General features: G+C 58.1%; 24 protein-coding genes. 13 read left to right on the top strand and 11 right to left on the bottom strand.

Features of this window, described 5'->3' with window-relative positions; genetic code table 11:
- Position 1: 1 nt before the first annotated feature.
- Both MDHKLMBL_RS00370 and MDHKLMBL_RS00375 read right to left on the bottom strand, forming a co-directional pair.
- Complete coding sequence (locus tag MDHKLMBL_RS00370) at positions 2-808, bottom strand: DUF1338 domain-containing protein (RefSeq protein WP_014577918.1); 807 nt, start codon at positions 806-808, stop codon at positions 2-4.
- Positions 798-1,919 (bottom strand): arginine N-succinyltransferase, encoded by a 1,122-nt coding sequence (locus MDHKLMBL_RS00375; protein ID WP_241956149.1) that lies wholly within the window; start codon positions 1,917-1,919, stop codon positions 798-800. The genes MDHKLMBL_RS00370 and MDHKLMBL_RS00375 overlap by 11 nt, the downstream gene beginning before the upstream one ends.
- A gap of 118 nt (positions 1,920-2,037) precedes the next feature.
- Between MDHKLMBL_RS00375 and MDHKLMBL_RS00380 the strand changes: the two genes are divergently transcribed.
- Together MDHKLMBL_RS00380 and MDHKLMBL_RS00385 are read left to right on the top strand one after the other, a co-directional pair.
- A complete protein-coding gene (locus MDHKLMBL_RS00380) occupies positions 2,038-2,466 on the top strand; it encodes an Lrp/AsnC family transcriptional regulator (RefSeq protein ID WP_014577916.1) in 429 nt (142 codons plus the stop codon).
- Positions 2,467-2,807: 341 nt separating this feature from the next.
- The gene (locus tag MDHKLMBL_RS00385) at positions 2,808-4,490 is read left to right on the top strand and encodes an AMP-binding protein (RefSeq protein ID WP_104269856.1); all 1,683 of its coding nucleotides are present in this window, start codon (positions 2,808-2,810) and stop codon (positions 4,488-4,490) included.
- A gap of 117 nt (positions 4,491-4,607) precedes the next feature.
- On the opposite strand, the gene MDHKLMBL_RS00390 is transcribed toward MDHKLMBL_RS00385, so the two are convergent.
- Positions 4,608-4,802: a hypothetical protein gene (locus MDHKLMBL_RS00390; RefSeq protein WP_039882018.1), complete on the bottom strand. Its 195-nt coding sequence runs from the start codon at positions 4,800-4,802 to the stop codon at positions 4,608-4,610.
- A gap of 148 nt (positions 4,803-4,950) precedes the next feature.
- Between MDHKLMBL_RS00390 and MDHKLMBL_RS00395 the strand changes: the two genes are divergently transcribed.
- Complete coding sequence (locus MDHKLMBL_RS00395) at positions 4,951-5,850, top strand: LysR family transcriptional regulator (protein ID WP_014577912.1); 900 nt, start codon at positions 4,951-4,953, stop codon at positions 5,848-5,850.
- 6 nt (positions 5,851-5,856) lie between these two features.
- On the opposite strand, the gene MDHKLMBL_RS00400 is transcribed toward MDHKLMBL_RS00395, so the two are convergent.
- Entirely contained in the window at positions 5,857-6,564 is a 708-nt protein-coding gene (locus MDHKLMBL_RS00400; RefSeq protein ID WP_104269857.1) for a transglycosylase SLT domain-containing protein, read from the bottom strand.
- A gap of 99 nt (positions 6,565-6,663) precedes the next feature.
- On the opposite strand from MDHKLMBL_RS00400, the gene MDHKLMBL_RS00405 reads away from it, so the two are divergent.
- Entirely contained in the window at positions 6,664-7,494 is an 831-nt protein-coding gene (locus MDHKLMBL_RS00405; protein WP_104269858.1) for a DUF2059 domain-containing protein, read from the top strand.
- On the opposite strand, the gene MDHKLMBL_RS00410 is transcribed toward MDHKLMBL_RS00405, so the two are convergent.
- Positions 7,466-8,545 (bottom strand): MBL fold metallo-hydrolase, encoded by a 1,080-nt coding sequence (locus MDHKLMBL_RS00410; protein WP_104269859.1) that lies wholly within the window; start codon positions 8,543-8,545, stop codon positions 7,466-7,468. The two genes, MDHKLMBL_RS00405 and MDHKLMBL_RS00410, sit on opposite strands and share 29 nt — an antisense overlap.
- Positions 8,546-8,642: 97 nt before the next feature.
- Between MDHKLMBL_RS00410 and MDHKLMBL_RS00415 the strand changes: the two genes are divergently transcribed.
- On the top strand, positions 8,643-9,824 hold the full coding sequence (locus tag MDHKLMBL_RS00415) for a M24 family metallopeptidase (RefSeq protein WP_104269860.1): 1,182 nt from the start codon (positions 8,643-8,645) through the stop codon (positions 9,822-9,824).
- Here the strand turns inward: MDHKLMBL_RS00415 and MDHKLMBL_RS00420 are convergent.
- Together MDHKLMBL_RS00420 and MDHKLMBL_RS00425 are read right to left on the bottom strand one after the other, a co-directional pair.
- Positions 9,821-10,771 (bottom strand): succinyl-CoA synthetase subunit beta, encoded by a 951-nt coding sequence (locus tag MDHKLMBL_RS00420; protein ID WP_104269861.1) that lies wholly within the window; start codon positions 10,769-10,771, stop codon positions 9,821-9,823. The two genes, MDHKLMBL_RS00415 and MDHKLMBL_RS00420, sit on opposite strands and share 4 nt — an antisense overlap.
- On the bottom strand, positions 10,771-11,049 hold the full coding sequence (locus tag MDHKLMBL_RS00425) for a peptidylprolyl isomerase (protein WP_104269862.1): 279 nt from the start codon (positions 11,047-11,049) through the stop codon (positions 10,771-10,773). The genes MDHKLMBL_RS00420 and MDHKLMBL_RS00425 overlap by 1 nt, the downstream gene beginning before the upstream one ends.
- A gap of 183 nt (positions 11,050-11,232) precedes the next feature.
- On the opposite strand from MDHKLMBL_RS00425, the gene MDHKLMBL_RS00430 reads away from it, so the two are divergent.
- From MDHKLMBL_RS00430 to MDHKLMBL_RS00445, 4 genes are all read left to right on the top strand, one after another.
- Positions 11,233-12,819: an ABC-F family ATPase gene (locus MDHKLMBL_RS00430; RefSeq protein ID WP_008173914.1), complete on the top strand. Its 1,587-nt coding sequence runs from the start codon at positions 11,233-11,235 to the stop codon at positions 12,817-12,819.
- 180 nt (positions 12,820-12,999) lie between these two features.
- On the top strand, positions 13,000-13,560 hold the full coding sequence (locus tag MDHKLMBL_RS00435) for a DUF1415 domain-containing protein (RefSeq protein ID WP_104269863.1): 561 nt from the start codon (positions 13,000-13,002) through the stop codon (positions 13,558-13,560).
- Positions 13,561-13,564: 4 nt separating this feature from the next.
- Entirely contained in the window at positions 13,565-14,296 is a 732-nt protein-coding gene (locus MDHKLMBL_RS00440; RefSeq protein ID WP_104269864.1) for a polyamine aminopropyltransferase, read from the top strand.
- 15 nt (positions 14,297-14,311) lie between these two features.
- Positions 14,312-15,214 carry an NAD-dependent protein deacetylase gene (locus MDHKLMBL_RS00445; RefSeq protein WP_014577903.1) on the top strand — a complete coding sequence of 301 codons (903 nt, stop codon included), beginning with the start codon at positions 14,312-14,314 and terminating at the stop codon, positions 15,212-15,214.
- Between the two features lie 7 nt (positions 15,215-15,221).
- Here the strand turns inward: MDHKLMBL_RS00445 and MDHKLMBL_RS00450 are convergent, their stop codons facing one another.
- Together MDHKLMBL_RS00450 and MDHKLMBL_RS00455 are read right to left on the bottom strand one after the other, a co-directional pair.
- Positions 15,222-16,634, bottom strand: coding sequence for a sodium-dependent transporter (locus MDHKLMBL_RS00450; protein WP_104269865.1), 1,413 nt, complete (start codon positions 16,632-16,634; stop codon positions 15,222-15,224).
- A gap of 90 nt (positions 16,635-16,724) precedes the next feature.
- Positions 16,725-17,822: a Glu/Leu/Phe/Val family dehydrogenase gene (locus tag MDHKLMBL_RS00455; protein WP_104269866.1), complete on the bottom strand. Its 1,098-nt coding sequence runs from the start codon at positions 17,820-17,822 to the stop codon at positions 16,725-16,727.
- A 371-nt stretch (positions 17,823-18,193) separates the two neighbouring features.
- Here MDHKLMBL_RS00455 and MDHKLMBL_RS00460 point away from each other — a divergent pair, with 371 nt between their 5' ends.
- The 3 genes from MDHKLMBL_RS00460 (at position 18,194) to MDHKLMBL_RS00470 (ending at position 20,646) form a co-directional block, all read left to right on the top strand.
- Positions 18,194-18,940 (top strand): AzlC family ABC transporter permease, encoded by a 747-nt coding sequence (locus MDHKLMBL_RS00460; RefSeq protein ID WP_104269867.1) that lies wholly within the window; start codon positions 18,194-18,196, stop codon positions 18,938-18,940.
- Complete coding sequence (locus MDHKLMBL_RS00465; protein ID WP_008173928.1) at positions 18,930-19,241, top strand: AzlD family protein; 312 nt, start codon at positions 18,930-18,932, stop codon at positions 19,239-19,241. The genes MDHKLMBL_RS00460 and MDHKLMBL_RS00465 overlap by 11 nt, the downstream gene beginning before the upstream one ends.
- An 88-nt stretch (positions 19,242-19,329) precedes the next feature.
- Positions 19,330-20,646 (top strand): SPM autocatalytic domain-containing protein, encoded by a 1,317-nt coding sequence (locus MDHKLMBL_RS00470; RefSeq protein WP_104269868.1) that lies wholly within the window; start codon positions 19,330-19,332, stop codon positions 20,644-20,646.
- 134 nt (positions 20,647-20,780) lie between these two features.
- Here MDHKLMBL_RS00470 and MDHKLMBL_RS00475 read toward each other — a convergent pair whose 3' ends face one another.
- The gene (locus MDHKLMBL_RS00475; RefSeq protein WP_104269869.1) at positions 20,781-21,554 is read right to left on the bottom strand and encodes a DUF3750 domain-containing protein; all 774 of its coding nucleotides are present in this window, start codon (positions 21,552-21,554) and stop codon (positions 20,781-20,783) included.
- A gap of 192 nt (positions 21,555-21,746) precedes the next feature.
- Here MDHKLMBL_RS00475 and MDHKLMBL_RS00480 point away from each other — a divergent pair, with 192 nt between their 5' ends.
- On the top strand, positions 21,747-21,962 hold the full coding sequence (locus MDHKLMBL_RS00480) for a dodecin (RefSeq protein ID WP_008173934.1): 216 nt from the start codon (positions 21,747-21,749) through the stop codon (positions 21,960-21,962).
- An 11-nt stretch (positions 21,963-21,973) separates the two neighbouring features.
- On the opposite strand, the gene MDHKLMBL_RS00485 is transcribed toward MDHKLMBL_RS00480, so the two are convergent.
- Positions 21,974-22,639 (bottom strand): hypothetical protein, encoded by a 666-nt coding sequence (locus MDHKLMBL_RS00485; RefSeq protein WP_104269870.1) that lies wholly within the window; start codon positions 22,637-22,639, stop codon positions 21,974-21,976.
- Positions 22,640-22,651 lie beyond the last annotated feature (12 nt).

Consider the following 22,651-nt stretch of genomic DNA (forward strand, 5'->3'; position numbering starts at 1 on the left):
CTCAGCTGCCGGCGTTCGTGCTCTCGAAGATCTTGTCGGCCGATGCCGCTACGAAGCCCGAGTAGAGCCGGCCATCCGGTTTCGGATAACGCAGGGCAAATTCGTAGAAACAACTGGGTATGGTTACCGTCTCGTCGGTAAAGGTAACCGGCACCCGGTCGGCCATGGTTGAGGACTGCTCCAGCAAGTCTTCCGGGGAGCCTTTTACTTCACCGCCGGATGAATTCACCGTATAGCCATGATCTTTCAGCAACTGATTGATTTCCGGAACCGAACCGAACTGTTCCAGATGGTTGATGCTGACCGTGAAATGGTTTGCGCGGTAGCCCCAGGCGGCCATCCAGGCGGCGTACTCGCTTTCCTTCATCAGCTGGCGGTAGGTGTCGTAGTCGACCTCCCAATGGCGTCCCGAATAGAGAAAATCATCAGCAGTAACCGCCTCCGGCTTTACCTGGCCGACAAGACTTTTAACCACCGATTGCAGCTCCGGCGAGCATTGCTCTACAAGCAGCTCGGAAATAAACACCTTGGGCAGTTCCCGGGAGGGGTGCTCATAGTGGCGGGCATAAAGCTTTTTGGCCTCGAAGTGGTATTCGCCGCCTTCTTCATAGCCGAGACTGAGAAAGTGCTCTGCCAGAGCGTCCAGCCGAACAGGGTCGAGGTTGAAGGTGCGAAGCGCAATGTGGTCGTTGACGATGGCCTGCCCCTCTTCGGCGCCCAGGATTTTATGTATGCGATCGGCCGAAGGGGTTACCTGGCGGTAGGACTCCCAGAGTCTCGCAAACAGGGTGTCCGGATCAGTGTGCATAGCGAATCTCCTCAGTAACCGGTTTTTGGCAGGGCTGTTGACGCCCCCGTGACTCTTCCCTGGACTGGCTCAGTGGCAGATAGCAGGCCAGGCTATATCCGCCAAGGTTCAGTTCGTTCGCCAGTTGCTCTGGCACTGACAGGCTATTGGCATCGGGGTTCGGCAGGACCTGCTCGGTTACCGTAGCCCTGAAGCCTGAACAGCCAGCATTGGCAACTATAGCGGATCCAACGGTGTTTCCAGCAATATTCCAGGAACTCCGGTTGCCTTTCTGTAGCCTTGCGCGGGTAAGAAGGGTATCGCGCACGCTGGCGATGTCCGATCTGGCGCACTCCAGTGTTGGCCCTCCATCCAGAAGATCCACGAAGCCCCGGTGGCGAAAACCTTCGCGCTCCAGCATGTGTCGGGCAGGGCGCGTATCTTCATGGACCTGGCCGATAACCGCCCTGGCTGCATCGGTCATCTGCCGGGTGAACAATGGCGTTGCGGGGATAAAGCGTTCAACAAAACCGCTCTGGCCACAGCAGGCCAGCTGTGTGGCAGACATGAAATCAAGATCTGCTACGTGATGTTTGAGCCAGTCCCAGAACGGGGATCGGCCGGCATGGTCTGAAACGCCGCGCATTTCTGCAATAACGGTGTCCGCAAAACGCTCCGGGTGCAGTGCCATGAACAGAAATCGAACCCGGGACAGGAGCTTGCCCGCATTGGCCCGGCGAAATCCGGGCCGAAGATACAGCGAGCATACCTCGGTGCAACCGGTGTAATGCTGGCATCGGGTAAGGCTTTCCTCGGCGTGACGTTTCCGGGGATCTTCCTCGTGATGGATAACCGCGTTACGGCGGAAATGCACGAGCGGGCGGGATAAGCCTGCAGCAGCTTCTATGCCGGTGGTCCCCATAATCTGGCCGGTCGCACTGTCTTCAAGCACAAAAAGATAATGCTCATCGCCGGGAGTGGTCACAGTCCGTGCAAAGCTCTCAACCGAATGATCGATCTTGCGGCTCAGGGCATCGCGATCCGGCATCAGCGAGGTGAAGCCGGGGCCGGATTCCACTGCGATCTGCATCAGGGCGTCAAGATCCTTGGGGGTAATCGGTCGAATTATCATGGCGATCTTCCTGGGCATTGTTTTGGGCCCAGTATGAAAGCCGTCAGGGCCATAATGCAGCTGCAGAATGATCGAAATGATCTACAATGGATGCAAACTGTAAAGTAGGTTTGGCAATATGATCAGTTCACGGGACCAGAAACTGCTAATGCTGCTGCGGCAGAATGCCCGGGCCAGTGTCACCGAGCTCGCCAAAGCCATGCATGTGTCACGGTCGACGGTGCAGAACCGTATCGCGCGGCTGGAGGCCAGCGGTGTCATCCGTGGTTACTCGGTTCAGTTGGGGGGTGAGTTTTCGGCGAGCCAGGTGGAGGCTCACGTATCGATCAAAGTGTTCCAGAAGCTCACCGGCAGAACCAATGCTGCCCTGGAGCAAATCAGCCAGGTATCGCAGCTGTTTTCCGTCAGTGGGGAGTACGACCTAATTGCCATTGTTCAAGCTCAGTCCCTGGAGGAACTGAGCGCCGTACTGGATGACATTGGCAACCTTGAGGGAGTTGAGAGGACCAACTCTGCCGTTGTCCTCGAAACCCGGTTTCGGCGTTAAACCGGTTTTCCCGGGTCAGGTGCCCAGCATGCCCGCATAGGCGCTGTAGAAAAAGGCACCGGAACCCAGAAGAATGATGCCCCAGGCCGGAAAGATTAAAAACGAACGTTTTGGTTTGCTCATGGCTACATCCAATTTGCTCGAAAAGGAGGGTGTACACCCTTCACACTAGCTCAAACTTGACAAATGTTACGAAAAATTTTGAGTAACAGTTCTCGGGCGAGGATTAATTTGCCAATGGCGCGGGCACTAATTGCTATTGAGCGGGTCTGAAATGACGCTAGTATGAATCGCAATGGCATGACCTAAACACGAAGGACAATAACAAAAAGGAGCCGTTTATGGCGGTAGACCCCCGGAAGCAGACCTCACTCCATTGCCTGTATTACTGGGCAGAGGAAACCCCCGACAACGTTTACCTTACTCAGCCTTACCCGGATGGCCGGGTGGAAGATATTACCTGGAGAGAAGCAGCCGATCAGGTATCCCGCATGGCGGCTTACCTGGACAGCCTGAAGCTTCCGGAACCTAGCAATATCAGTATCCTCGGCAAAAACAGCGCGCACTGGATCCTGGCCGATCTGGCGATCTGGGCGGCAGGCCATGTGTCGGTGCCACTTTATCCCACGCTCAACGGAGATACTGCTGCCTACGTTCTCGAGCACAGTGAGGCAAAGCTCCTGTTCCTCGGAAAACTGGACGGGACCGCGGACGGCTGGAACGACATCAAGAACCACATTCCGGCAGATTTGCCGCTCATTTCCCTGCCCTTGTCGCCACGGGATGATACTCCGAAGTGGTCGGATATTGTGGCCGAACGGTCGCCTGCGCAGCCCAAGCTGCCGGATCCGGATAACCTGGCCACGATTGTCTATACCTCCGGCAGCACTGGTCGCCCCAAGGGCGTCATGCATAGCTTCCGGACCATGATTTCAGTAGCTGATGGCCTGCAGCAGTTGTTCCCGGTTTCCTCTGACGAGCGCATGCTTTCTTACCTGCCCCTGGCTCACGTGGCCGAGCGGGCAGCCGTCGAAACGCAGTCCCTCTACTATGGCTTTCATCTCTATTTTGCGAATTCCCTGGATACCTTCCAGGAGGACCTGCAGCGGGCAAGGCCGACGCTGTTTTTCTCGGTCCCGCGCCTGTGGATGAAGTTCTATCTTGGTGTAAACGCCAAACTGCCGCCCAAAAAGCAGAAGTTGCTCTTCAGTCTCCCCATTATCAGCGGCCTTGTGAAGAAGAAGGTCTTGAAACAGCTGGGGCTGGATTATTGTCGGGCAGCCCTGACCGGCGCAGCGCCGCTGTCAGCGGACATCGTTAACTGGTATCGCAACCTTGGGCTCGAGCTGCTGGAAGTGTACGGGATGTCGGAAAACTTCGGCTATTCCCACGCCAACCGACCAGGCCAGGCTCGCGCCGGTTCGGTAGGTATGGCGAATCCAGGGGTCGAGCACCGCATCGGAGAGGGCGGAGAAGTCCAGGTGAAAAGCCCGGGCCAGATGCTGGGTTACTACAAGAATGAGGAGAAAACCAAGGAGGACCTCACCGAGGATGGCTTCCTGAAAACCGGAGATATGGGCGAGATCGATCGGGACGGCACCCTCCGTATCACAGGCCGGGTAAAGGATCTGTTCAAAACCTCCAAAGGCAAATACGTGGTGCCGGTGCCCATCGAAAACCGGTTTAATCATCCAAAGGCCGAAGTGGTCTGTGTGGCCGGTGCCAACCAGCCGCAGCCTTGCCTGATGGTCCTGCTGTCGGAAGAGGCCAGGGATGAACTGGAGACCGGAATGGATCGCGGTGAGCTCGAGCAGGAACTTGCGGCCGAACTGGAGGCGGTGAACGCGGAGTGCGAGTCCCACGAGAAGGTAGCTTTTGTCGTGGTGGTTCGGGAGCCCTGGACTATGGAAAACGGCATGCTGACGCCGACCATGAAGATCAAGCGGAATGTGATAGAAGATTTCTACAACCAGAAGATGGACGACTGGTTCAGCCAGAAGAAAAAAGTCGTTTGGGAATTCTGATCCGCTAACGTAAAACGCCGTTGGTTCCCTGGGAGCCAACGGCGTTTTCAAATCCTTATGTTCTTTCTGTTCTCAGCCTGAGCGATCTCCCCGCTCATGCCAGATTCTGCTGCCGTTTTAGTGGCCGCCCTGCATCTGGCTCATGTCCGGAGCAACGTTTGCTGCTTTCCGGTTGAAGCTCCGCATCTTGCGACTGAAAAACTGTACCGCCTGCTTTGCCGCAGCACGGGTATACTGGCGCCTGACCTCAGCACTGTTGTGGAGGATACTGGACGGCAGCGGGTTTACGGTTGCGATATGGTTCTGAGTCATAGCGCCTTCCTCCTTTTTAATGAGTGTATTGATTTTGGTAGGTAGGTTAGTTAGGGATCTACCTTTAATTTAAAAGCGATTCTAAGGGTTCTTATTTGCAGTTTGAATACGTTAAAATCCGTACTCACGTTGCAAATATGCAGTAACTATGGATTGGGATTATCTTCGATATATACGTGCGCTGGCAATAGGCGGAACGCTAGCCAAGGCCGGCGAATTACTGGGTGTGCACCAAACCACAGTTTTACGGCGACTCGACCAGATGGAAGAGTCGATGGGTGTACAGTTTTTTGAACGCAGCCGGGATGGACTTCAGCTCACTCCCGTGGGGGAGACCGCGTTCCGGGAGGCGGATCGGCTGGCCATCGAGATGGAAAATCTCGAGCGCAAACTGGTCGGGCAGGATTCGGCGCCGGTGGGTAAAGTCAGGCTGGCGGCGGAAGACGCAATGATGAGCGCGCTGCTCAGCCCGATCCTGGCCGAGCTGGTTCGGGAGTTCCCGGATATCGAGCTGGAGACGCTTACTGATAACGATGTGGCGAACCTCAGCCATCGGGAAGCGGATCTCACCTTGCGGCCCGAGAACAAGCCGCAGGCAACTCTGGAAGGCGAGCGAATCGCCTCCATCGAATCCGCCGTTTACGGGTCGGCCCGCTATTGCCGGCGGCATCGTGACATGGATGTGGAAAACCGTCCGGAAGGTTGCCTCTGGATCATACCGGATGAAACCTTCAGCCATCTGGCGACGGGCCGGTGGTACAGAAAACAGTTGAAGAACGTTACCTCTTTCATTCGCTGCAACAGCCTGCAATCCATGCACGCGCTGGCGAAAGCCGGTGCCGGCCTGGCGGTTTTGCCCTGCTACCTGGGGGAGAGCACTCGTGAACTCCGCCGCCTGTCGGACCCTCTGGAGGGTGAGAGCGTGGATCTCTGGCTGCATGTAAACCAGGATACCCAGCAAATGGCCCGGGTCCGTATCGTTATGGAGTATCTGGTGGAGCGCCTGCAGTCACTGGAGTCCCAGATGGAGATTTCTTCCGCTTTCTGACGAGCGTCAGCCGCAGAACGGCCAAAACTGGTACCAGCGCCAGCACTGGAATTCCTGCTCGCAGGTTTTCAGCTGATTGTCGTATCGGAAAGCCCGGGTCTGTACCCGGGCGGCCAGATCCATCACGTCCGGTTTCTCTTCGAAGCTTCTGCGGGCATATCCGCCCCGGCCTTCGTGGTAGGCAAGGTACAGCTTTCTGGGCGCCGAGAAGGGAATGCCAAGCTGCCGGTGGCTTAGCTGGTTGTACCAGCCCACGAAATCCAGCGCGTGTTCCATGTCGGTGCGAACGGTGAACCAGCCTTCGCCATTGGCCTGCAGGTATTCCCGCCAGGCCGGGTCGAGGGCCTGGGCATAACCGTATGCGGTTGTGGGCCTGGTCCAGGGAATAAAGCCCCAGAGCAGTGTGCGTGGTGGGCGCGCATGGCTGCGGAATGACGACTCGTAATAGACAAACGCTAACTGGGTGGCGATGGGTGTGCCCCAGCGTTGCCTGGAGTCGTTGGCGTAGTCATACCACACCGGGTGTTCCCGGAAGATTTCACAGATGTTCTCCGGGTTTGCCGGAGGATCCGGTGCCAACAGGCTGAAGCGGAGCATTGCCCAGAGACCCATCAGCAGCCCCAGCATTGGAAGCCCATACCATCTTGTCCGGCTTTTCCAGGTTTCCAGAGCCAGTTGCCGACTTTTGGTCTTGCGGGTACGTTTCTTTCGCATTCCTACCAAACCGTCATCTCCAGGGCCGCGGGATTGCTTGCTGCCTGCCTCGAACCCGTGGCATAAGGGAATCAATGATTCACTCGGGATGATAGGTAAATGATGCGATTTCCCATAATTAAACCTCTTTTAATCACAGCACTTCTTGTTACTGGTACTGCACAGGCAGCGCCGGATGCCCGCCAGGTGCTGGAAGTATCGCCTGTTGACGATATCGTGGCCCGTTACCCCGCCATGATGAGCCAGGGAATCCGGGAAGGACTCAAACAGAATGGTCAGCTTCCTCCAATGATGGCCAATACCATCGGGAACATCGTGAGCAGCGGTTTCAATTCCGTGGATATCGAGCAGCAGATCATTAACGATCTGCAAGCCAAACTCACGGATTCGCAGCTCCAGGCAGTCCATGACTGGTACGGAACCCCTGTGGCCAGAAAGATTTCTTCGGCCGAGATTGCAGCTTCGGAACCCTCGGCCTGGGCGAAAATCCAATCCAGTGCCATGGAATTGAACAGCCGGTACAAGGGCACGCGCAAAGCGGAAATGTTCGATCGGTTTGATCGGGCTGCGCGGGCCACAGAAAGCGCGGTGGATACAACGATCGCAGTGCAGCTCGGCCTGGCAACGGCAATGGCGGCGTTCAGCAATGATTCGGCCAACTACGAGCAGCTGCGCCAACGCATTGAAAGCCAGCGCAGCATGCTCAGAGGCGTGGTGGGTCAGCAGGTTTACGACAGCTATCTGTATACCTACCAGAACATCGGTGCCCAGGAGATGGATCTCTATCTGGAGTTCCTGGAGAGCTCTGCCGGCTCGGCTTTCTCGAAAGTTGTAACCAACAGCATCCAGCAGGCGATTACCGAGCCGGTGGAAAGCATAGGCAAGCAGATGTCGCGGTTTCTCAGTCCGGAATCACCAGGCGGTCAGTGAATCCCTTAAGTTCCAGGTATACTTCGTCCCGCCTCCGGTCATAGCGATGTGAGAAGTGGAAGGCAATCAGTTGCCGAACCTGTCCCGCTTCAGCGATGCGCGCGCAGGCCCTCGTGGTCAGGTGGTGGGTGTGCCGGGCCTGCGCTTCATCTGCAGCCATGAATGAGGCCTCGCAGAACAGCGTGTGGGCACCTTCCGCCAATTCCGTCATTTTTCGGATGTTCTCTGGCGTATCGGCGAAATCCGTTCCGTAGACCACCTTTTCCCCCGGCGCCTGAATCAGCAGCTTCCTGGCCAGGTCTTCGGCGCGCAGCGTGCGCCCTGCGTCCGGCGAGATCAGTTCGTCCGGCCGCTGGCGCAGCACAGCCATTTTCAAATCGTGCAGCCAGGCGCCGGGTTTCAGGCCCTCAGCCTGCAACTGGTCGTTGCGAACCTGAAGCTTGCCAAAGGGTTCCCAGGCGAAAGCGAGAACAGGCGTGCCGTGGTCGAGCATGGCTGCACGAATCTGGAAGTCCGGTTCCCGGAGCAAAACCCCGTCTGGTGTGGCCTGGTCTTCCAGAGGCGTGGGAGCAGTGTCGCCAGCGGTGATTTTCCAGCGTTTCAGGTGGTCGCCATGGCATTCGTGCACCACGAATCTGGGGCCACGGTCTTCCACACGATCCCACAGGATGCCACTGATCATTCCGGCAATGTGCCGCATCAGGCCGGGCGGGCCGAACAGCCGGCAGGGCGGAAAGTAGCCGATCCTGCTGCGCAGGAACCACATGAAACCGCCAATGTGATCGGCGTGGCAATGGGTGATGAAAATGTCGGTCACCTGATGCGCGGACCTGAGCGGCATCCGACCGGTATCTCCCAGATCAAACAGCAGGCTGCGGGATTGGTGCAGAAGCCGGAGCTGCAACAACGGGTCGCCACACACACCGTTCACCAGGGAGGCAACCACGGGGCCGACACGGACTGCCACTTGCGGGTCGTTGGCAACGCTGGTCAGCGCTCCCAATTCAACACTGACCTGGACGGCACCGTTACCCTGTTGCTCGCGGTCCATAGGCTCTCCCGATTGTTGAATTATTTGGTGAGTGCGATTTGTGCAAAGCCAGAATAGGGTCCAATCTCCCTAGTATATGCGAGTGAGGAGTGTCGTTATGGATTTCAATGCCTATCAGGAAGCCTTGTCCTCACAACTGAGGGGGCTGGAGTGTCCGTTTCCGGAGCAGGAGTTCGACGAGCGTCTTGCTCGTGTCCGGAATGGGATGGCCCGGGAGGATTTTGGCGCCCTGCTGTTGACCGATCCTTCGGATATTTTTTACCTGACCGGCTATAGCACTTTTGAAGTATCCGTTCACGTGGCCCTGGTGGTTACCCAGGAGGACCTGCTTTTGCAGGTGCCGTCCATCGAGATGGGGCCTGCGATGATGACAACCCGGGTCGCCCGGGTCAGCGGATACCGGTGGGAAGGCATCGGCGAGGTATTGGAACCACTGGTTCAGGCCCTGAACGACGGCGTGGAGACCGTGGGTATTGATGCCTGGCATGGCTCTCTGCGCCAGGGCGTGCTGGAAGGCCTGCAAGCTCGGATGCCCGGAGTAAGATTTCTGAATAACGGCGGTCTGTTGAAGCAGATCCGGATCGTCAAGTCCGATGCCGAAATCCGGTGCCTGCGTGAAAGCGCCCGGATAACAGCCGAAGGTTTCAGGGCGGCCTTGGCCGCGGTCCAGCCGGGCGTCACTGATAATGACATTGCCGCCGAAGGCGCGAGGGCGCTGCTGGCGGCCGGCAGTGAATTCATGAGCATGCAGCCAATTGTTGTTACCGGCCGTCGCAGCAGCGTGATCCACTGCAATCACAAACGTACGGTGGTGCAGAAAGGCGACCCTGTTTTTCTCGAATTCGGCTCGGCCTGGAACCGCTACACCGCACCCATGATGCAGACCGTGGTTGCTGGTGGCGAGCCATCGGCTGAAATGCGTCGGGTCCATGACGGCTGCCGTCGGATTGTGGATACCCTGCTGACGTCGATCCGCCCGGGAGTCACTTTCGACCAGGCCGCCCAGAACGCCGAGAAGGCGCTTCAGCCATTGGCCGGAAAAGTATTTTTCTCCGGGGTATTTGGCTACACGGTGGGCGCGCAGTTCCCGCCATCCTGGGTGGAGGGCTCGGGCTTCATCGCCAGGGGTGGCAATGTGGAATTCCGACCGGGCATGGTTTTCCACCTGCCCATCTGTTTGCGTATTCCCGGGCAATGGGGCATTGGGTGTAGTGAAACGATTCTGGTTACCGACGCTGGCGCCGAACCGATAACCGATAATCCCTGGACGCTCGGTTAGTCCAGTCTCAGATCCAACAGATAAACAGTGCGTGGCTCGGGCAGGCGAACCGCAAAAAGCCCCATTCTTCTGACTTGGGACATATCCATGGACCGGCCATCGGGAGCGTTTTCGATGTCGGCCAGTTTCCGGGTGAAGGTATTGGCACCAGGACCCAGGGTCAGGCGGGTGTTGTAGCGGTCGTTGTAGGCATGATCGCTGCGGTCATGGGCTACGTCATTGATTCGAAGCGTCAGCGTCAGGGGAGCGGTCGAGGGATTGAACAGGGTAATGCTCAGTGTCTCGTAATCACGCCAATCGGCCGGGAGATTGTTGAGTGAGACCCCCGAGTAGGTTTCAGTGCCCAGATCAAGTTTCAGGCTCTGCGCATTATTCAGCGAGTGGTCGGCAGAGACCGTGAGCCTGCCGGTCCAGAATGCGCCGGGATCCTGATGGGTGAAATCGTATAGCAGAGGAAGTTGTTGGTGTACCTGCCATTGCCGGGCAGCCACCATGCCGGTAGCTCCCAGCTCAAAACACAGTAGCAGCGCAACGGATGCGGCCACCAGGCCTTCGCCGAGAGAGTTTCGCCGCTCTGATGTAAGCAAGGGGCGCCATGCGATAACGAGCCAACTGCCAATCAGGTTGCGCAGGAGGTCCCGCCCATCCATGTCGCGATTGTGTCCGCCCTGGAGCAACTCGATACCAATTCCGAGCACCAGCAAGACGACGGTAACCGCGAGCCAGAGATGCCAGCCACTCAACCACTGCCAGGGTCTGACCGCCAGAGTGAGTAGTGCAAACAGAAGGATGTGGCCAAGGTTCCAGGCCGATTTGAGGAGTGGCCCCGAGGCCCAGTCAGGCCCGCCGACAAACAGCAAAGGCGCGATGAGCAGAGAAGCGGCACCGGCCAGCAGCGGTAGCCGCCGGCCGGTGGTTTGCAGTCCCGGTATGGAACCAGGAATCATCAGCTGCGGCTGGTCACTTCCAGCAGGTGATAACCAAACTGGGTCTTGACCGGACCGATAACGGTGTTTACTTCACCGTTGAAAACCGCCTTGTCGAACTCGGGAACCATCTGGCCCGGGCCAAAGGAGCCAAGATCTCCGCCGTTGCGACCGGAGGGGCAGGAGGAATGCTGCTTTGCCACTTCGGCAAAGTCCTGTCCGTCTTCAATCGCCTTTTTCAGTTCTTCGCATTTCGCTTCGCTGTCTACCAGAATGTGGCGCGCTGTAGCCTGTGCCATGATCAATGTCCTTGTGTCGGATGAATGTATACATCAGAACCGGAATGCTGCCCGCAGAGCTCGTCAGAGGCAAGCCCTTTTTATCCGTGTTTCTGCGGCCTCACAGTCCACCGGGCAAACCTGTACAATGCCGGCTTTCTTTTCGCCGGCGCACGCCCGGCCCCACATCGACAGGTTTGTTTCTTGATCTCCACCGCCAATATCACCATGCAATTCGGGGCTAAACCCCTGTTTGAAAACGTCTCCGCCAAATTTGGTAACGGTAATCGCTATGGCCTGATCGGGGCCAACGGCTGTGGCAAGTCCACGCTGATGAAAATCCTGGGTGGCGATCTCGAGCCCTCCGCCGGCCAGGTCATGCTGGAGCCCAATGTCCGTCTGGGTAAACTGCGCCAGGACCAGTTTGCCTATGAGGATTGCTCTGTGATCGATACCGTGATCATGGGCCATGAGGAACTCTGGAACGTCAAGAAAGAGCGTGATCGGATCTATTCCCTGCCCGAGATGAGCGAAGAAGACGGGATGGCGGTCGCGGACCTGGAAGTCCAGTTCGCTGAAATGGACGGCTATACCGCCGATGCCCGCGCCGGCGAGCTGTTGCTTGGCCTGGATATTCCGCTGGAACAGCACAACGGCCCAATGAGCGCGCTGGCACCGGGCTGGAAGCTGCGGGTGTTGCTGGCCCAGGCGCTGTTCTCCGATCCCGATGTGTTGCTGTTGGACGAGCCCACCAACCACCTGGACATCAACACCATCCGCTGGCTGGAAAACATACTGGTGGCCCGTAACAGCACCATGATTATCATTTCCCACGACCGCCACTTCCTGAACAGCGTGTGCACCCACATGGCGGATCTGGACTATGGCGAACTGCGCTTGTTCCCGGGCAACTACGACGAATACATGACCGCCGCCACCCAGGCCCGCGAGCGTATGCTGTCGGACAACGCCAAGAAAAAGGCGCAGATTGCCGAGCTGCAGCAGTTCGTCAGCCGCTTTTCGGCCAACGCCTCCAAGGCCAAGCAGGCTACCTCCCGTGCCCGCCAGATCGACAAGATCCAGCTGGAAGAGGTGAAGCCGTCAAGCCGGGTGAGCCCGTTTATCCGTTTCGAACAGGGCAAGAAACTTCACCGCCAGGCGGTGACCCTGAAAAACATGACCAAGGGCTTTGATGATAAGCCCCTGTTCAAGAATCTGAACCTGCAGGTCGAAGCCGGCGAGCGAATCGCCATCATCGGTCCCAACGGCATCGGCAAAACCACGCTTCTGCAGTGCATGTCAGGGGCCTATACGCCCGACAGTGGCGAGGTGAAGTGGACCGACAGTGCGGAAGTGGGGTATTTCGCCCAGGACCACACGGCGGACTTTGCCGAGGATGAAACCCTGACCGACTGGATGGCCCAGTGGACCAAGGGTGGCGAACAGCTGGTGCGCGGTACTCTGGGCCGCATGCTGTTCTCCGGTGACGATATCGGGAAATCGGTGCGGGTGATCTCGGGCGGCGAGCAGGGCAGGATGCTGTTCGGCAAGCTGATTCTGCAGAAGCCCAATGTGATGCTGATGGATGAGCCCACGAACCACCTGGATATGGAGTCCATCGAGGCATTGAACCTGGCGCTGGAGAACTATCCGGGTACACTGATTTTCGTCAGCCATGATCGGGAGTTTGTGTCTTCGCTGGCTACGCGAATTATTGAGCTTAAGGCTGATGGGGTGACTGATTTCAGTGGCTCTTATGATGATTATCTTCGGAGCCAGGGGTACTTCTAAGGCTCAGGGTTGGGTGCAGGCGGTCATGTGGGACTGGCTTTCCAAAACACGCTCCTTGCAGCCCATCCATGGGGCGCTTGGGCTCCGCCATCCCTGGCTCCGCACAGTTTAGGAAAGCCAGTCCCACACGCCCGCTCTAACCTGTGAGTGAGCCTCAAACAAAACAACGGATACGGAAAAATGGGCGAGACTGAAGTCATTAGTGCTACCCGCAAATGGGTTGAAGACGTCGTGGTCGGCTACAACTTGTGCCCGTTCGCCAAACGGGAACTGGTGCGGAACCGGGTACGGTTTGTGGTTTCTGAAGCCGAAACGGAAGACGAGCTGCTGCAGGCCCTGCATTCGGAGCTCCAGCGTCTGGAAGATGAGCCGGAGATTGAAACCTCGCTGTTGATCCATCCGGGTGTATTGCAGGACTTCGGGCCCTACAATGAATTCCTTGATGCGGCTGATGGTTTGCTGGCGTATCTGGATATGGAAGGCGTTTACCAAATCGCCAGTTTCCACCCGGATTACCGGTTTGCGGGCACCGAGCCCGATGCGGCGGAGAACTACACCAATCGGTCGCCATTTCCCATGCTGCACCTTTTGCGGGAAGGCAGTCTGGAAGCGGCGATTGACAGTTATCCCGATGTGGATGGGATCCCGCAGAGAAACATTGAACTGATGAACGAGCTGGGCTCGGAGAAGATGCGGAGTATTCTGCGTTCCTGTCTTGATGAATCCACTCGCAAGGTCTGAACAGATGGGACTGCTTTTCGAGCAAATTGACAGCCAGCCTTCGGTGATTGGTGAGATTACGCTTCGCAGACGCCGGATTCCGGCCATTGGTGACCGGGATATTTACGAGGTGAAGCTGGGCGAGGAATTCTTGATGTCCAGCATGTTCGTGGATGCCGAAGTGGCTCTCTCTGATATCGGGCTGGGTGAAACCGAGGGCGATGATCTCCGGGTGGTTGTCGGTGGCCTGGGCCTGGGTTACACCGCGGTGGCGGCGCTCAGGCACGAGCGGGTTGCCGAGTTGTTGGTGGTTGAATACCTGGAACCGGTCATCGGCTGGCATCAGCAGGAGCTGGTGCCTCTGGGAAAAGACCTGAACGGCGATCCGCGAAACCGTTACGTGCATGGCAGCTTCTTCGACCTTGCGGTTGCGGATCCTGAGGTTGGTGGTTTTGATCCTGAGAGCCCCGGCAAACAATTTGATGCCATCCTCTTGGACATCGACCATTCCCCCCGGGCGCTTCTGCACGATTCCAGTGCAAGCTTCTACACCGCCAACAATCTGCGGCTGATGGCCCGACAACTGAAGCCCCGAGGGGTGTTTGCCATGTGGTCGAACGAGGGCGAAGATGACGAGTTCATGGCCGTTCTCAACGAGGTGTTCACCGATGTGGCCTGCCATGTCGTATCCTTCTTCAATCCATTTCAGAACAGGGAATCGTTCAACACCGTGTATGTGGCCCGTAAGCCGGGCTGAGAAACCGGAGCCTGTATGTCTTTAACCACGCACCGCAGCCGACCTTTCAGCTCCAGCCAGCGCCTGCCCGAGCCGGAGCAGCCGCCGGTGTTGCATGAGCCGGAGGAGGCCGGGGCGTTGCTGGCGGAGTTTATCCAGCGCCATCCTCGCTTGCTGATCCTGACTGGCGCAGGGGTCAGTACCGATTCGGGCATCCCGGACTACCGGGACGGCGATGGCGCCTGGAAGCGCAAGCAGCCGGTTCAGCACAAGGCGTTCATGGAAGACGTCTACACCCGCCAGCGCTACTGGGGCCGGAGCCTGATTGGCTGGCCGGTCATGCGTAATGCCAGACCCAATCCTTCCCACCATTACATCTCTGACCTGGAACTGCTCAACCACAGCAGTCTGGTGGTTACCCAGAACGTGGATCGGTTGCACCAGAAGGCAGGCACCCGGGCGGTGACGGACCTGCACGGGCGGGCCGATGAGGTGGTGTGCATGAGTTGCGGCTACCGTTGCCCGCGGGATGAGGTGCACGACCGTTGCGCCGATCTGAACCCGGGGTTCCAGAAATACACCGCCGAGACAGCGCCGGATGGCGATGCCGATCTGGATGTGGATTTCGAGGATTTCCGGCTGGCGGATTGTCCGAAGTGCGAAGGGATTCTGAAGCCGGATGTGGTGTTCTTTGGTGACTATGTTCCAAAAGACCGGGTGTATTCGGCCCTGGATACGCTGAAGGCCAGTGATGGCCTCTTGGTAATCGGTTCGTCGTTGATGGTGTATTCCGGGTTCCGTTTCTGCCGGTACGCCAACGAATGGAACAAGCCCATTGCCACCCTGAACCTGGGGCGGACGCGGGCTGAAGATCTGGTAGATTTGAAGTTGAACGCGAGGATCGGGGAGACCCTGAAGGCCTCCCTCGATCAGCTTTAGCGGTGGGTTACATCAGGTTGTAGATAAACACCACTGCCACGGCAACCGGCGTGATGAAACGCACGGTGATCAGCCACAGGTTAAACATGGCCGGTGACAGTGCCAGTTCACGCTCCATGGCCTGACGTGACATCACCCAGCCCGCGAACAGGGCCACCAGCAGTCCGCCCAGGGGCAGCATGATGTTGGCGGTGAAGAAGTCCAGCAGGTCGAAAATGGTCTTGCCTTCCAGCATGGGGACAAAGCCAAGCGGTGCGAAGTCGGACCAGAGGTTCAGGGACAGAATCGAGGCAATGCCCAGTCCCCAGCAGACAAAACCGGCGCCCAGTGTGCTGACGGTGCGGTTCATGCCTTTACGCTCTTCCAGCCACTCCACAATCGGCTCCAACAGCGAAATCCCCGACGTCCAGGCGGCAAAGATCAGAAGTACAAAGAACAGGGTGCCGAACAGGGAGCCCATGGGCATCTGGCCGAAGGCCAGCGGCAGGGTCTGGAAGATCAGCCCCGGCCCCGCTCCCGGCTCAAGGCCGTTGGCGAACACAATCGGGAAGATGGCCAGGCCTGCGAGCAGCGCCACGCCGGTGTCGATGACCGATACGGTGATCGAGGTCTTGGCAATGGAAATGTTCTTGGGCAGGTAAGAGCCATAAGCCATCATGACCGCCATACCAAGGCTCAGGGTGAAGAACGCGTGCCCCAGGGCGACCAGTATTCCGGATGTTGTGAGCTTGGAGAAATCGGGCTGGAACAGGAATGCGGCGGCTTGCCCGAAGTGCCCGGTTGTCATTGCATAGCCGACCACGATCAGCAGCAGTACGAACAGGGCCGGCATGAGAATGCTGACAGCCCGCTCAAGCCCCGAGCGAACGCCTCGCACTACCACAACCATCACCATAGCCATGAACAGGGTATGCCAGGCCAGCAGTTTGGTGGGATCGCTTAGAAGGCCCGAGAATATCGCGCCTACGGCATCGGCAGACTGCCCGGCAAGCTGGCCGCTGGCGGTTGTGCCTACGTAGGAAATGGCCCAGCCGCCGATGACCGAGTAGAACGACAGAATCAGAAAACCCGCCAGAATGCCGATGGCACCGACCAGCTTCCAGGCCGGCTTGAGTCGGTCATGCTCGGCGATCAGGCTCAGACTCTTGACGGGGCTCCTGCCACCGCGACGACCGATCATGACTTCCGCCATCATGATAGGAATCCCGACGACCGCGATGCACAGCAGATACACCAGCACGAAGGCGCCGCCACCGTTCTCACCGGTGACATAAGGAAATTTCCAGATATTGCCCAGGCCCACGGCAGAGCCGGTAGCGGCAAGAATAAAGGCCAGACGTGATGACCAGAGCCCGCGTTGGGCGTTTGAACCTTCAAGCGCCCCGGAATAAGCGGCGGAATCTGAAGAAGTGACGGACATAACTATCTCCCGAAGTATTTGTTTTTGTATCAGGGTTTAAGAGGGAAGCCGCAGCTATCCGCAGCTTCCTGGGGGTGCGCCGGTGTCAGCTCAGCCGGTGCGGGCCAACCGCTCGGACGCCTGTCCGGCTCCGGCGATGTGCTTTTTGAACCGTTCCTCGGCAAGCTCGTTGGCAATCTCCCCGGTGGGGCGCCCCGAGCGGTCGGAACGGTTGAAGATTTCGGTCAGGGTATCGCCGATAGTATCGACGTGGGCGCGAACGGTTTCCGGTGTGGCGCCGGCGCGCTCGTAGAACACATCGATGATGCCACCTGCATTGATGGCAAAGTCCGGTGCATAGAGAACGCCCCGGTCCCGCAGCATGGCATCGTGCTCAGGGTGTTCCAGCAGATTGTTGGCGGCGCCGGCGACGATCCGGGCCTTCAGTTGGGGAATGCTGTCATCGTTCAGTACTGCCCCCATGGCACAGGGCGCTACCACGTCCACAGGCAGTGACAATATGTCTTCGGCAGCCGCTGGCTTGGCTCCCAGCTGATCCACGGCCCGCCGCATATTGTCGTCATGGATGTCATAGACCCAGAGATCAGCGCCGGCGTCCTTCAGGTGTCTGGCCAACCGGAAACCGACATTTCCGATGCCCTGAATGGCTACCTTCAAACCGTTGAGGTCGTCGCGCCCAAGTTTGTGTTTTACTGCTGCTTTGAGGCCGATAAAGGTGCCGTAGGCTGTCGCCGGTGACGGGTCGCCGTTGCTTGGGTTGCCGTCGAAGCCGGTGCGCGAGGCAATTCCCGCAACGTGGCTGGTGTGTCGGCCCATGACCTTGAGGTCGGGTACGCTGGTGCCCGAGTCTTCCGCCGCAATGTACTGCCCGCCAAGACTTTCCAGATGGCGGCCCATGGCCTCCATCAGCGCTTCGGTTTTCTGTTTGCGCGGGTCGCCAATAATCACTGACTTGCCGCCACCCAGATCCAGGTTGGCGAGGGCCGATTTGTAGGTCATGCCCCGCGAAAGCCGCAAGACATCGCGAACCGCCTCTTCATCGGAGGCATAGGGAAACATTCGGCAGCCTCCCAATGCGGGGCCGCGGGAAGTGTTATGGATGGCAACGATGGCCTTCAGGCCGGTTTCGGGATCGCAGAAAAAGGACAGATGTTCGTGATTATCGAACTCGGGATGGCTGAATAGCATTGTGAAATCCTCTCCCACCGGCCGGATCTCGGCATGAGCGGGTATCTTGTTCTTGTCTGCCGGCTTGTGGCCGGCGTTCCGATTTCAGGTGTCCGGTATATCCGCTGGGGGGTGGCCCACCGAAAGTGCCCTTTTGGGGCTGGACGAAAAACAAACTAGCGGCAATTGACGTTAACGTCAACATGCGGAAGTGAACTATCCGATACAAGGCTCATCCCCGGTTTCAGGCGCCTCCCCGGTAAACATTTGAGGCAATCATGAGGTTAAATGCCCTCATGCGTTGCGCGGATCTGGTCCATTAGTCGCAGATGTGCCCCTTTCTGCGGAAACTACCTATACGCGGATCGGTGAAACTGACCTAGTTTCCCCGGATGTCTGTCGCTTCCTATTCTTATCAGCTACAGCCGGCCCGGGTACGGGTGGAGTTTTTCCGGCTGCTTCCCATCTCGTTATTCGTGGTGGCGTTTGGCGCTGCCTTTGGATTGGCAGCTACCCAGAAAGGCCTTGAGCCGCTTCAGGCGGTGCTGATGAGTGCGACGGTGTTTGCCGGCGCCTCCCAGTTTGCCGCCGTCGATATGTGGGGCACCGAGGTATCTGTACTTCCGATGATCGCGGTGGTCTTTGCCATCAATTCCCGCCATCTGCTTATGGGCGCTTCGCTGTACCCGATGCTGAGAGAAGTCTCGCCGGGCAAGCGCTATGGTCTCTTGCTGTTGCTGACCGATGCCAACTGGGCGGTTTCGGCCCAGGAATACCAGAGTGGCCGACGAAACCTGGAGGTTATCCTTGGTGGCGGGTTGGCTCTTTGGCTGGCCTGGATCATCGGGACCGGTCTGGGCGTCTATTTTGGTGGCCTTCTGCAGGATCCCAAATCCCTGGGCCTGGACATGGTTCTCGGCTGTTTCCTGCTGGCCATGGCGCTGGGCGGCAAGAAATCCCCGAGAGTGCTCGTGGCCTGGACCGTTACAGCGCTGGCTTCATTGGCGGCCTGGAAATGGTTGCCGGCGAATACCCACGTCGTCGTGGGCGCGCTCGCCGGTGGTGCGATCGGGTTCTTCTGGCTCGAGCGAAAGCCTGCGCCCGCTTCTGACGCGGAGGACAGCACCCATGACCGTTGAGACCACCACAGCCGGTATTCTGTTCCTGATTGCGATCATGACCGCCGTTACACTGGTAACCCGTTTTGGCGGCGTGTTCATCATGTCGTTCGTGAAGATCAATCCTCGTATCGAGAGCTTTATCAACACCATGGCCAGCTCGGTCCTGATTGCCATCATTGTGCCCATGGCCGTGACGGGGGACGCTGGTGCGCTGGCGGCCCTGACCACGACGGCGGTTACCATGCTGGCGTTGCGTAAACCTCTCCCGGCCATTGCCGCCGGGATTGCCGCTGCCGGAATCGTGCGGTTTCTGGCCTAACCTCTCGAATCTGAAGTGATTAAAAAGTGCTCAAGTCCGGGGGTCTGCGGCCGATATGCCTGTGTAGTAATTACAGGTGCCCAAAGCCATGATTTCCTCCAGCCAGATTTCGCTTTTCCAGGACAGTTCCCGCCAGGTATCGGCTTTCGACAGCACGCAGCTTCGCATCAACCGGCAATCTGCCGCTGCGCCGCAGGCCAATGAGAACGCGGTTGGCTCAGAGTTAACGCTCATGCGCCAGGCTGCCTATCGTTACAGCAGCCAGGAGCAGCTCGCCTTCAGCGGCAGCAGCACCGTGACGGATGGTGGTCAGCAGAGCGTCTTTACCAGTGCGCAGCTTGCCGAGAAAACCTCAGAGTTGTTTCTGATGGGCCAGCAGGCACTGAGCGTTAGCCGTGCCGCGCTCGGTGGTGATGCGGGTGTTGAGGGTCGGGGCAGTGTCTCGGTTTCTGCCGGACGCTATATGTTTTACTCGGAGAGCGAATCCAGAAGCTTTGCCTCCACTGGCACCATCGCATTGGAGAATGGTGAGACCATCGACTTCACCCTGTCACTGCGAGAGTCCCAGTCCCGGACCTACGAGTACTCGGAACTGGTGCAGATTCAGGAACGGCCACTCACCGACCCTCTGGTGATCAACTTCGGCTCTGCCACAGCCCGCCTGACCGATACCCTCTTCGAGTTCGACCTGAACGGTAACGGTGAAACCGGGCAGTTTGCCACCCTGGGCAGCGGTAGCGGCTACCTGGTGCTGGACCGAAATGGCAACGGCAAGGTGGACGACGGCTCCGAACTGTTTGGTCCCCGGAGCGGCTCCGGCTTTGGCGAGCTGGCCAGTTTTGATGACGACGGTAACCGCTGGATTGACGCCAACGATGAGATCTTCGCGTCGTTGTCCGTGTGGGTCCAGGCCGCAGACGGCTCACAGGCTCTGAAATCTCTCTCAGAAGTCGGCGTTCAGGCGCTTTATGTGGACAATGTAGAAGACCGCTTCACGCTGGCCAACAGTCAGGGTGTGCCGCTGGGCCAGATCAAGGGTTCGGGAATCTATCTGACGACCGACGGTGAGGTTCGCACCCTGGAAGAAATTGATCTTGCCGAGCAGAACACCGCCGACGCGCCGGCCGCCGAGACGGTACTGAGTCGCGACAGTGGCTCGCCGGATCGCGGTGGTAACGGTCTGGTTGAGGCCCGGGTGGAAGCGATCCGCTCCGCGCTTGAGAAGCTCAATGAAATCCGCGAGAAGCAGAAGGCATTTATCGAAGAGTCAAAGGATTCCGGTAAGCCGGAATCTCCCATCGTCGATTACCTGAAACTGATCGACAAGATGCGCTTGGAGATGCTGAACAGCCAGGATGAGAAGAAGCAGGCGGCGAGCCGGTATCTGGAGTTTGCCAGCTTGTAGGGATTGACTCCGAGGCAGGTCCGGTCGGGGGCAAGGCTCCCAAAAATGTGCGGAGCCAGGGATGGCGGAGCCAAGCGTACACGGACGTATTCACAGCGTTTTTTGGGAGCCTTGCCCCCGGCCGGGCCGTCTGTTTACTCCATGGAGGGCTTGGTCATTGGATTGGTATTTATCAGGGCCAGCTCTCCAATGCCGGGTAGTTTTACCCCCAACGCCAACGGGTTAATACCGAAAGAGAGGCCTAGAAGGTTCAATTCCAGTCCCTCGCGAATGCCTGCCAATACGCCAAAATACCCGCCCAGCGAGACCTGATAACCCGCGCCACCCGGAACCTCTGCGATAATACGGTCGCCGAGGTAGTCCTTGCCGATCGCGTGGTTCGGCAGAGCCACATCGAGACCCTCAACCTCCCTGATTACCCAGGCCACGAAAGTGTTGCTGTTGGGGCCGGGCCAGGCTTCGTATTCGGTCGGGTAGGGGTAGGACGCCACTGCCTGGTAGATGTCGGGAATCAGCTTTTCGGCTTCTTCGCCGCGGATATCGGCATAGAGGTTCGGCTTTGCACCGTACCAGTGTCTGTCGGGCTCACCGGGCCGGGAATTGACCACGTAGCTGCGCCAGCCGGTCACTTCATGAACCCGATAATGGCTGGCCCCTTTTTCCTTGGTGGCTATCCAGGTATGGACAGCAAAGTAACCTCGCCAACTCCAGGCCCGGGCGCCATATACCTGAACGATGGCTTCCTCGGCCTGTTCTGGCAGAGGGGCAATCCGGGCGCTTTCCCGGGTGGCTGTTTGCCAGCTCTCGGCTCCCTGCAGGCTGCCACTGGTGGCAAGCAGAATCGGGCCAGCCAGCAGCAGGAGCACGGCGCCGAAGAACCAGCCGGTGTATCTGAAAAATCGTTTCATGAACTCAGTCCGAAGCGTGGGGTAGACGGGACCCTCTGAGGCACAGAAAGTTCCGCACGACTACCTGGATTATAGGGGACAGATACGCCAGCCGTGGGTTGGCGGATGAGGCTTGTACCGGGCTGTGGTTTGCCGTGAGGACGCTTGTCTTCTAGGCTCAGAAATACAAATCGCAACTCCCAGGAGGCTTTAATGTCTGACCATCACGTGTATAAAAAAGTGGAAATTGTCGGGTCTTCCAAGAAAAGCATTGAAGACGCCATCGAGAATGCACTTGAGGAATGTGGTAAAAGCGTTCGCAACATGGAGTGGTTTGAGGTAACCGAAACCCGCGGCCATATCGTTGATGGCAAGGTGGGCCATTATCAGGTCGTAATGAAAGTCGGTTTCCGTATCGCCAACAGCTGAACAGGCGCTCCCTAGTTACTGCGAATCGCCCGGTGCCGAATGGACGAGACCAACTGGTTCATCAGCTCCCGGGCTTCGCCCTCGTGCAGGCTGTGGCATTTGTCCTGCAAGACCCGGCGGTCGTGATTGGATGAGTCACTGGGGACATCTTTTAGCAGGTCCAGATACTGGCAGGCCGCAAGGTGCGCCTTGATCTCGGCATCAATCAGCCGGGTAACCAGTTCATCGACGGACTCTGTGCAGAAGGGGCGGTTCCGGTTAAGCAGCTCTCGGGCCTCCAGGGCCGCATTGCGAGCTTCCAGACGGAGTTCGCCCGCGGCCTCACCCGCTTCAACAGCCCTCAGGAACATGCCCAGGCGTTCATGGAGGTGCCATATCTGGGGCCAGATCTTGCTGTAGGCTTCCACTTCTGTGTGGTAGCGGGCTTCCTCCACCGGTGAGCCTGACACGCCGTTGCCTGCCTCGCCGGGACGGTTGAATTGCGCGACCCGTATGTCGTCCACTTCCCGCCACAGCGTATCGGAACGTTCCCGTAATGCTGCTAGCTGGTCCTGGCTACGGCGTCGAGCCCCTGATCCGATAAACAGAGCAATGAGTGCCAGCCCGAAGGCCCCCACCGAAAGCAGAAGCGGCAGACTATCTGCCGATAATATGTTCCATATTGGGTCTGTATCCATAATCTCTGACCC

The sequence above is a fragment of the Marinobacter flavimaris genome, from assembly GCF_002933295.1.
In the GTDB taxonomy this organism is placed as follows: Bacteria; Pseudomonadota; Gammaproteobacteria; order Pseudomonadales; family Oleiphilaceae; genus Marinobacter; species Marinobacter flavimaris.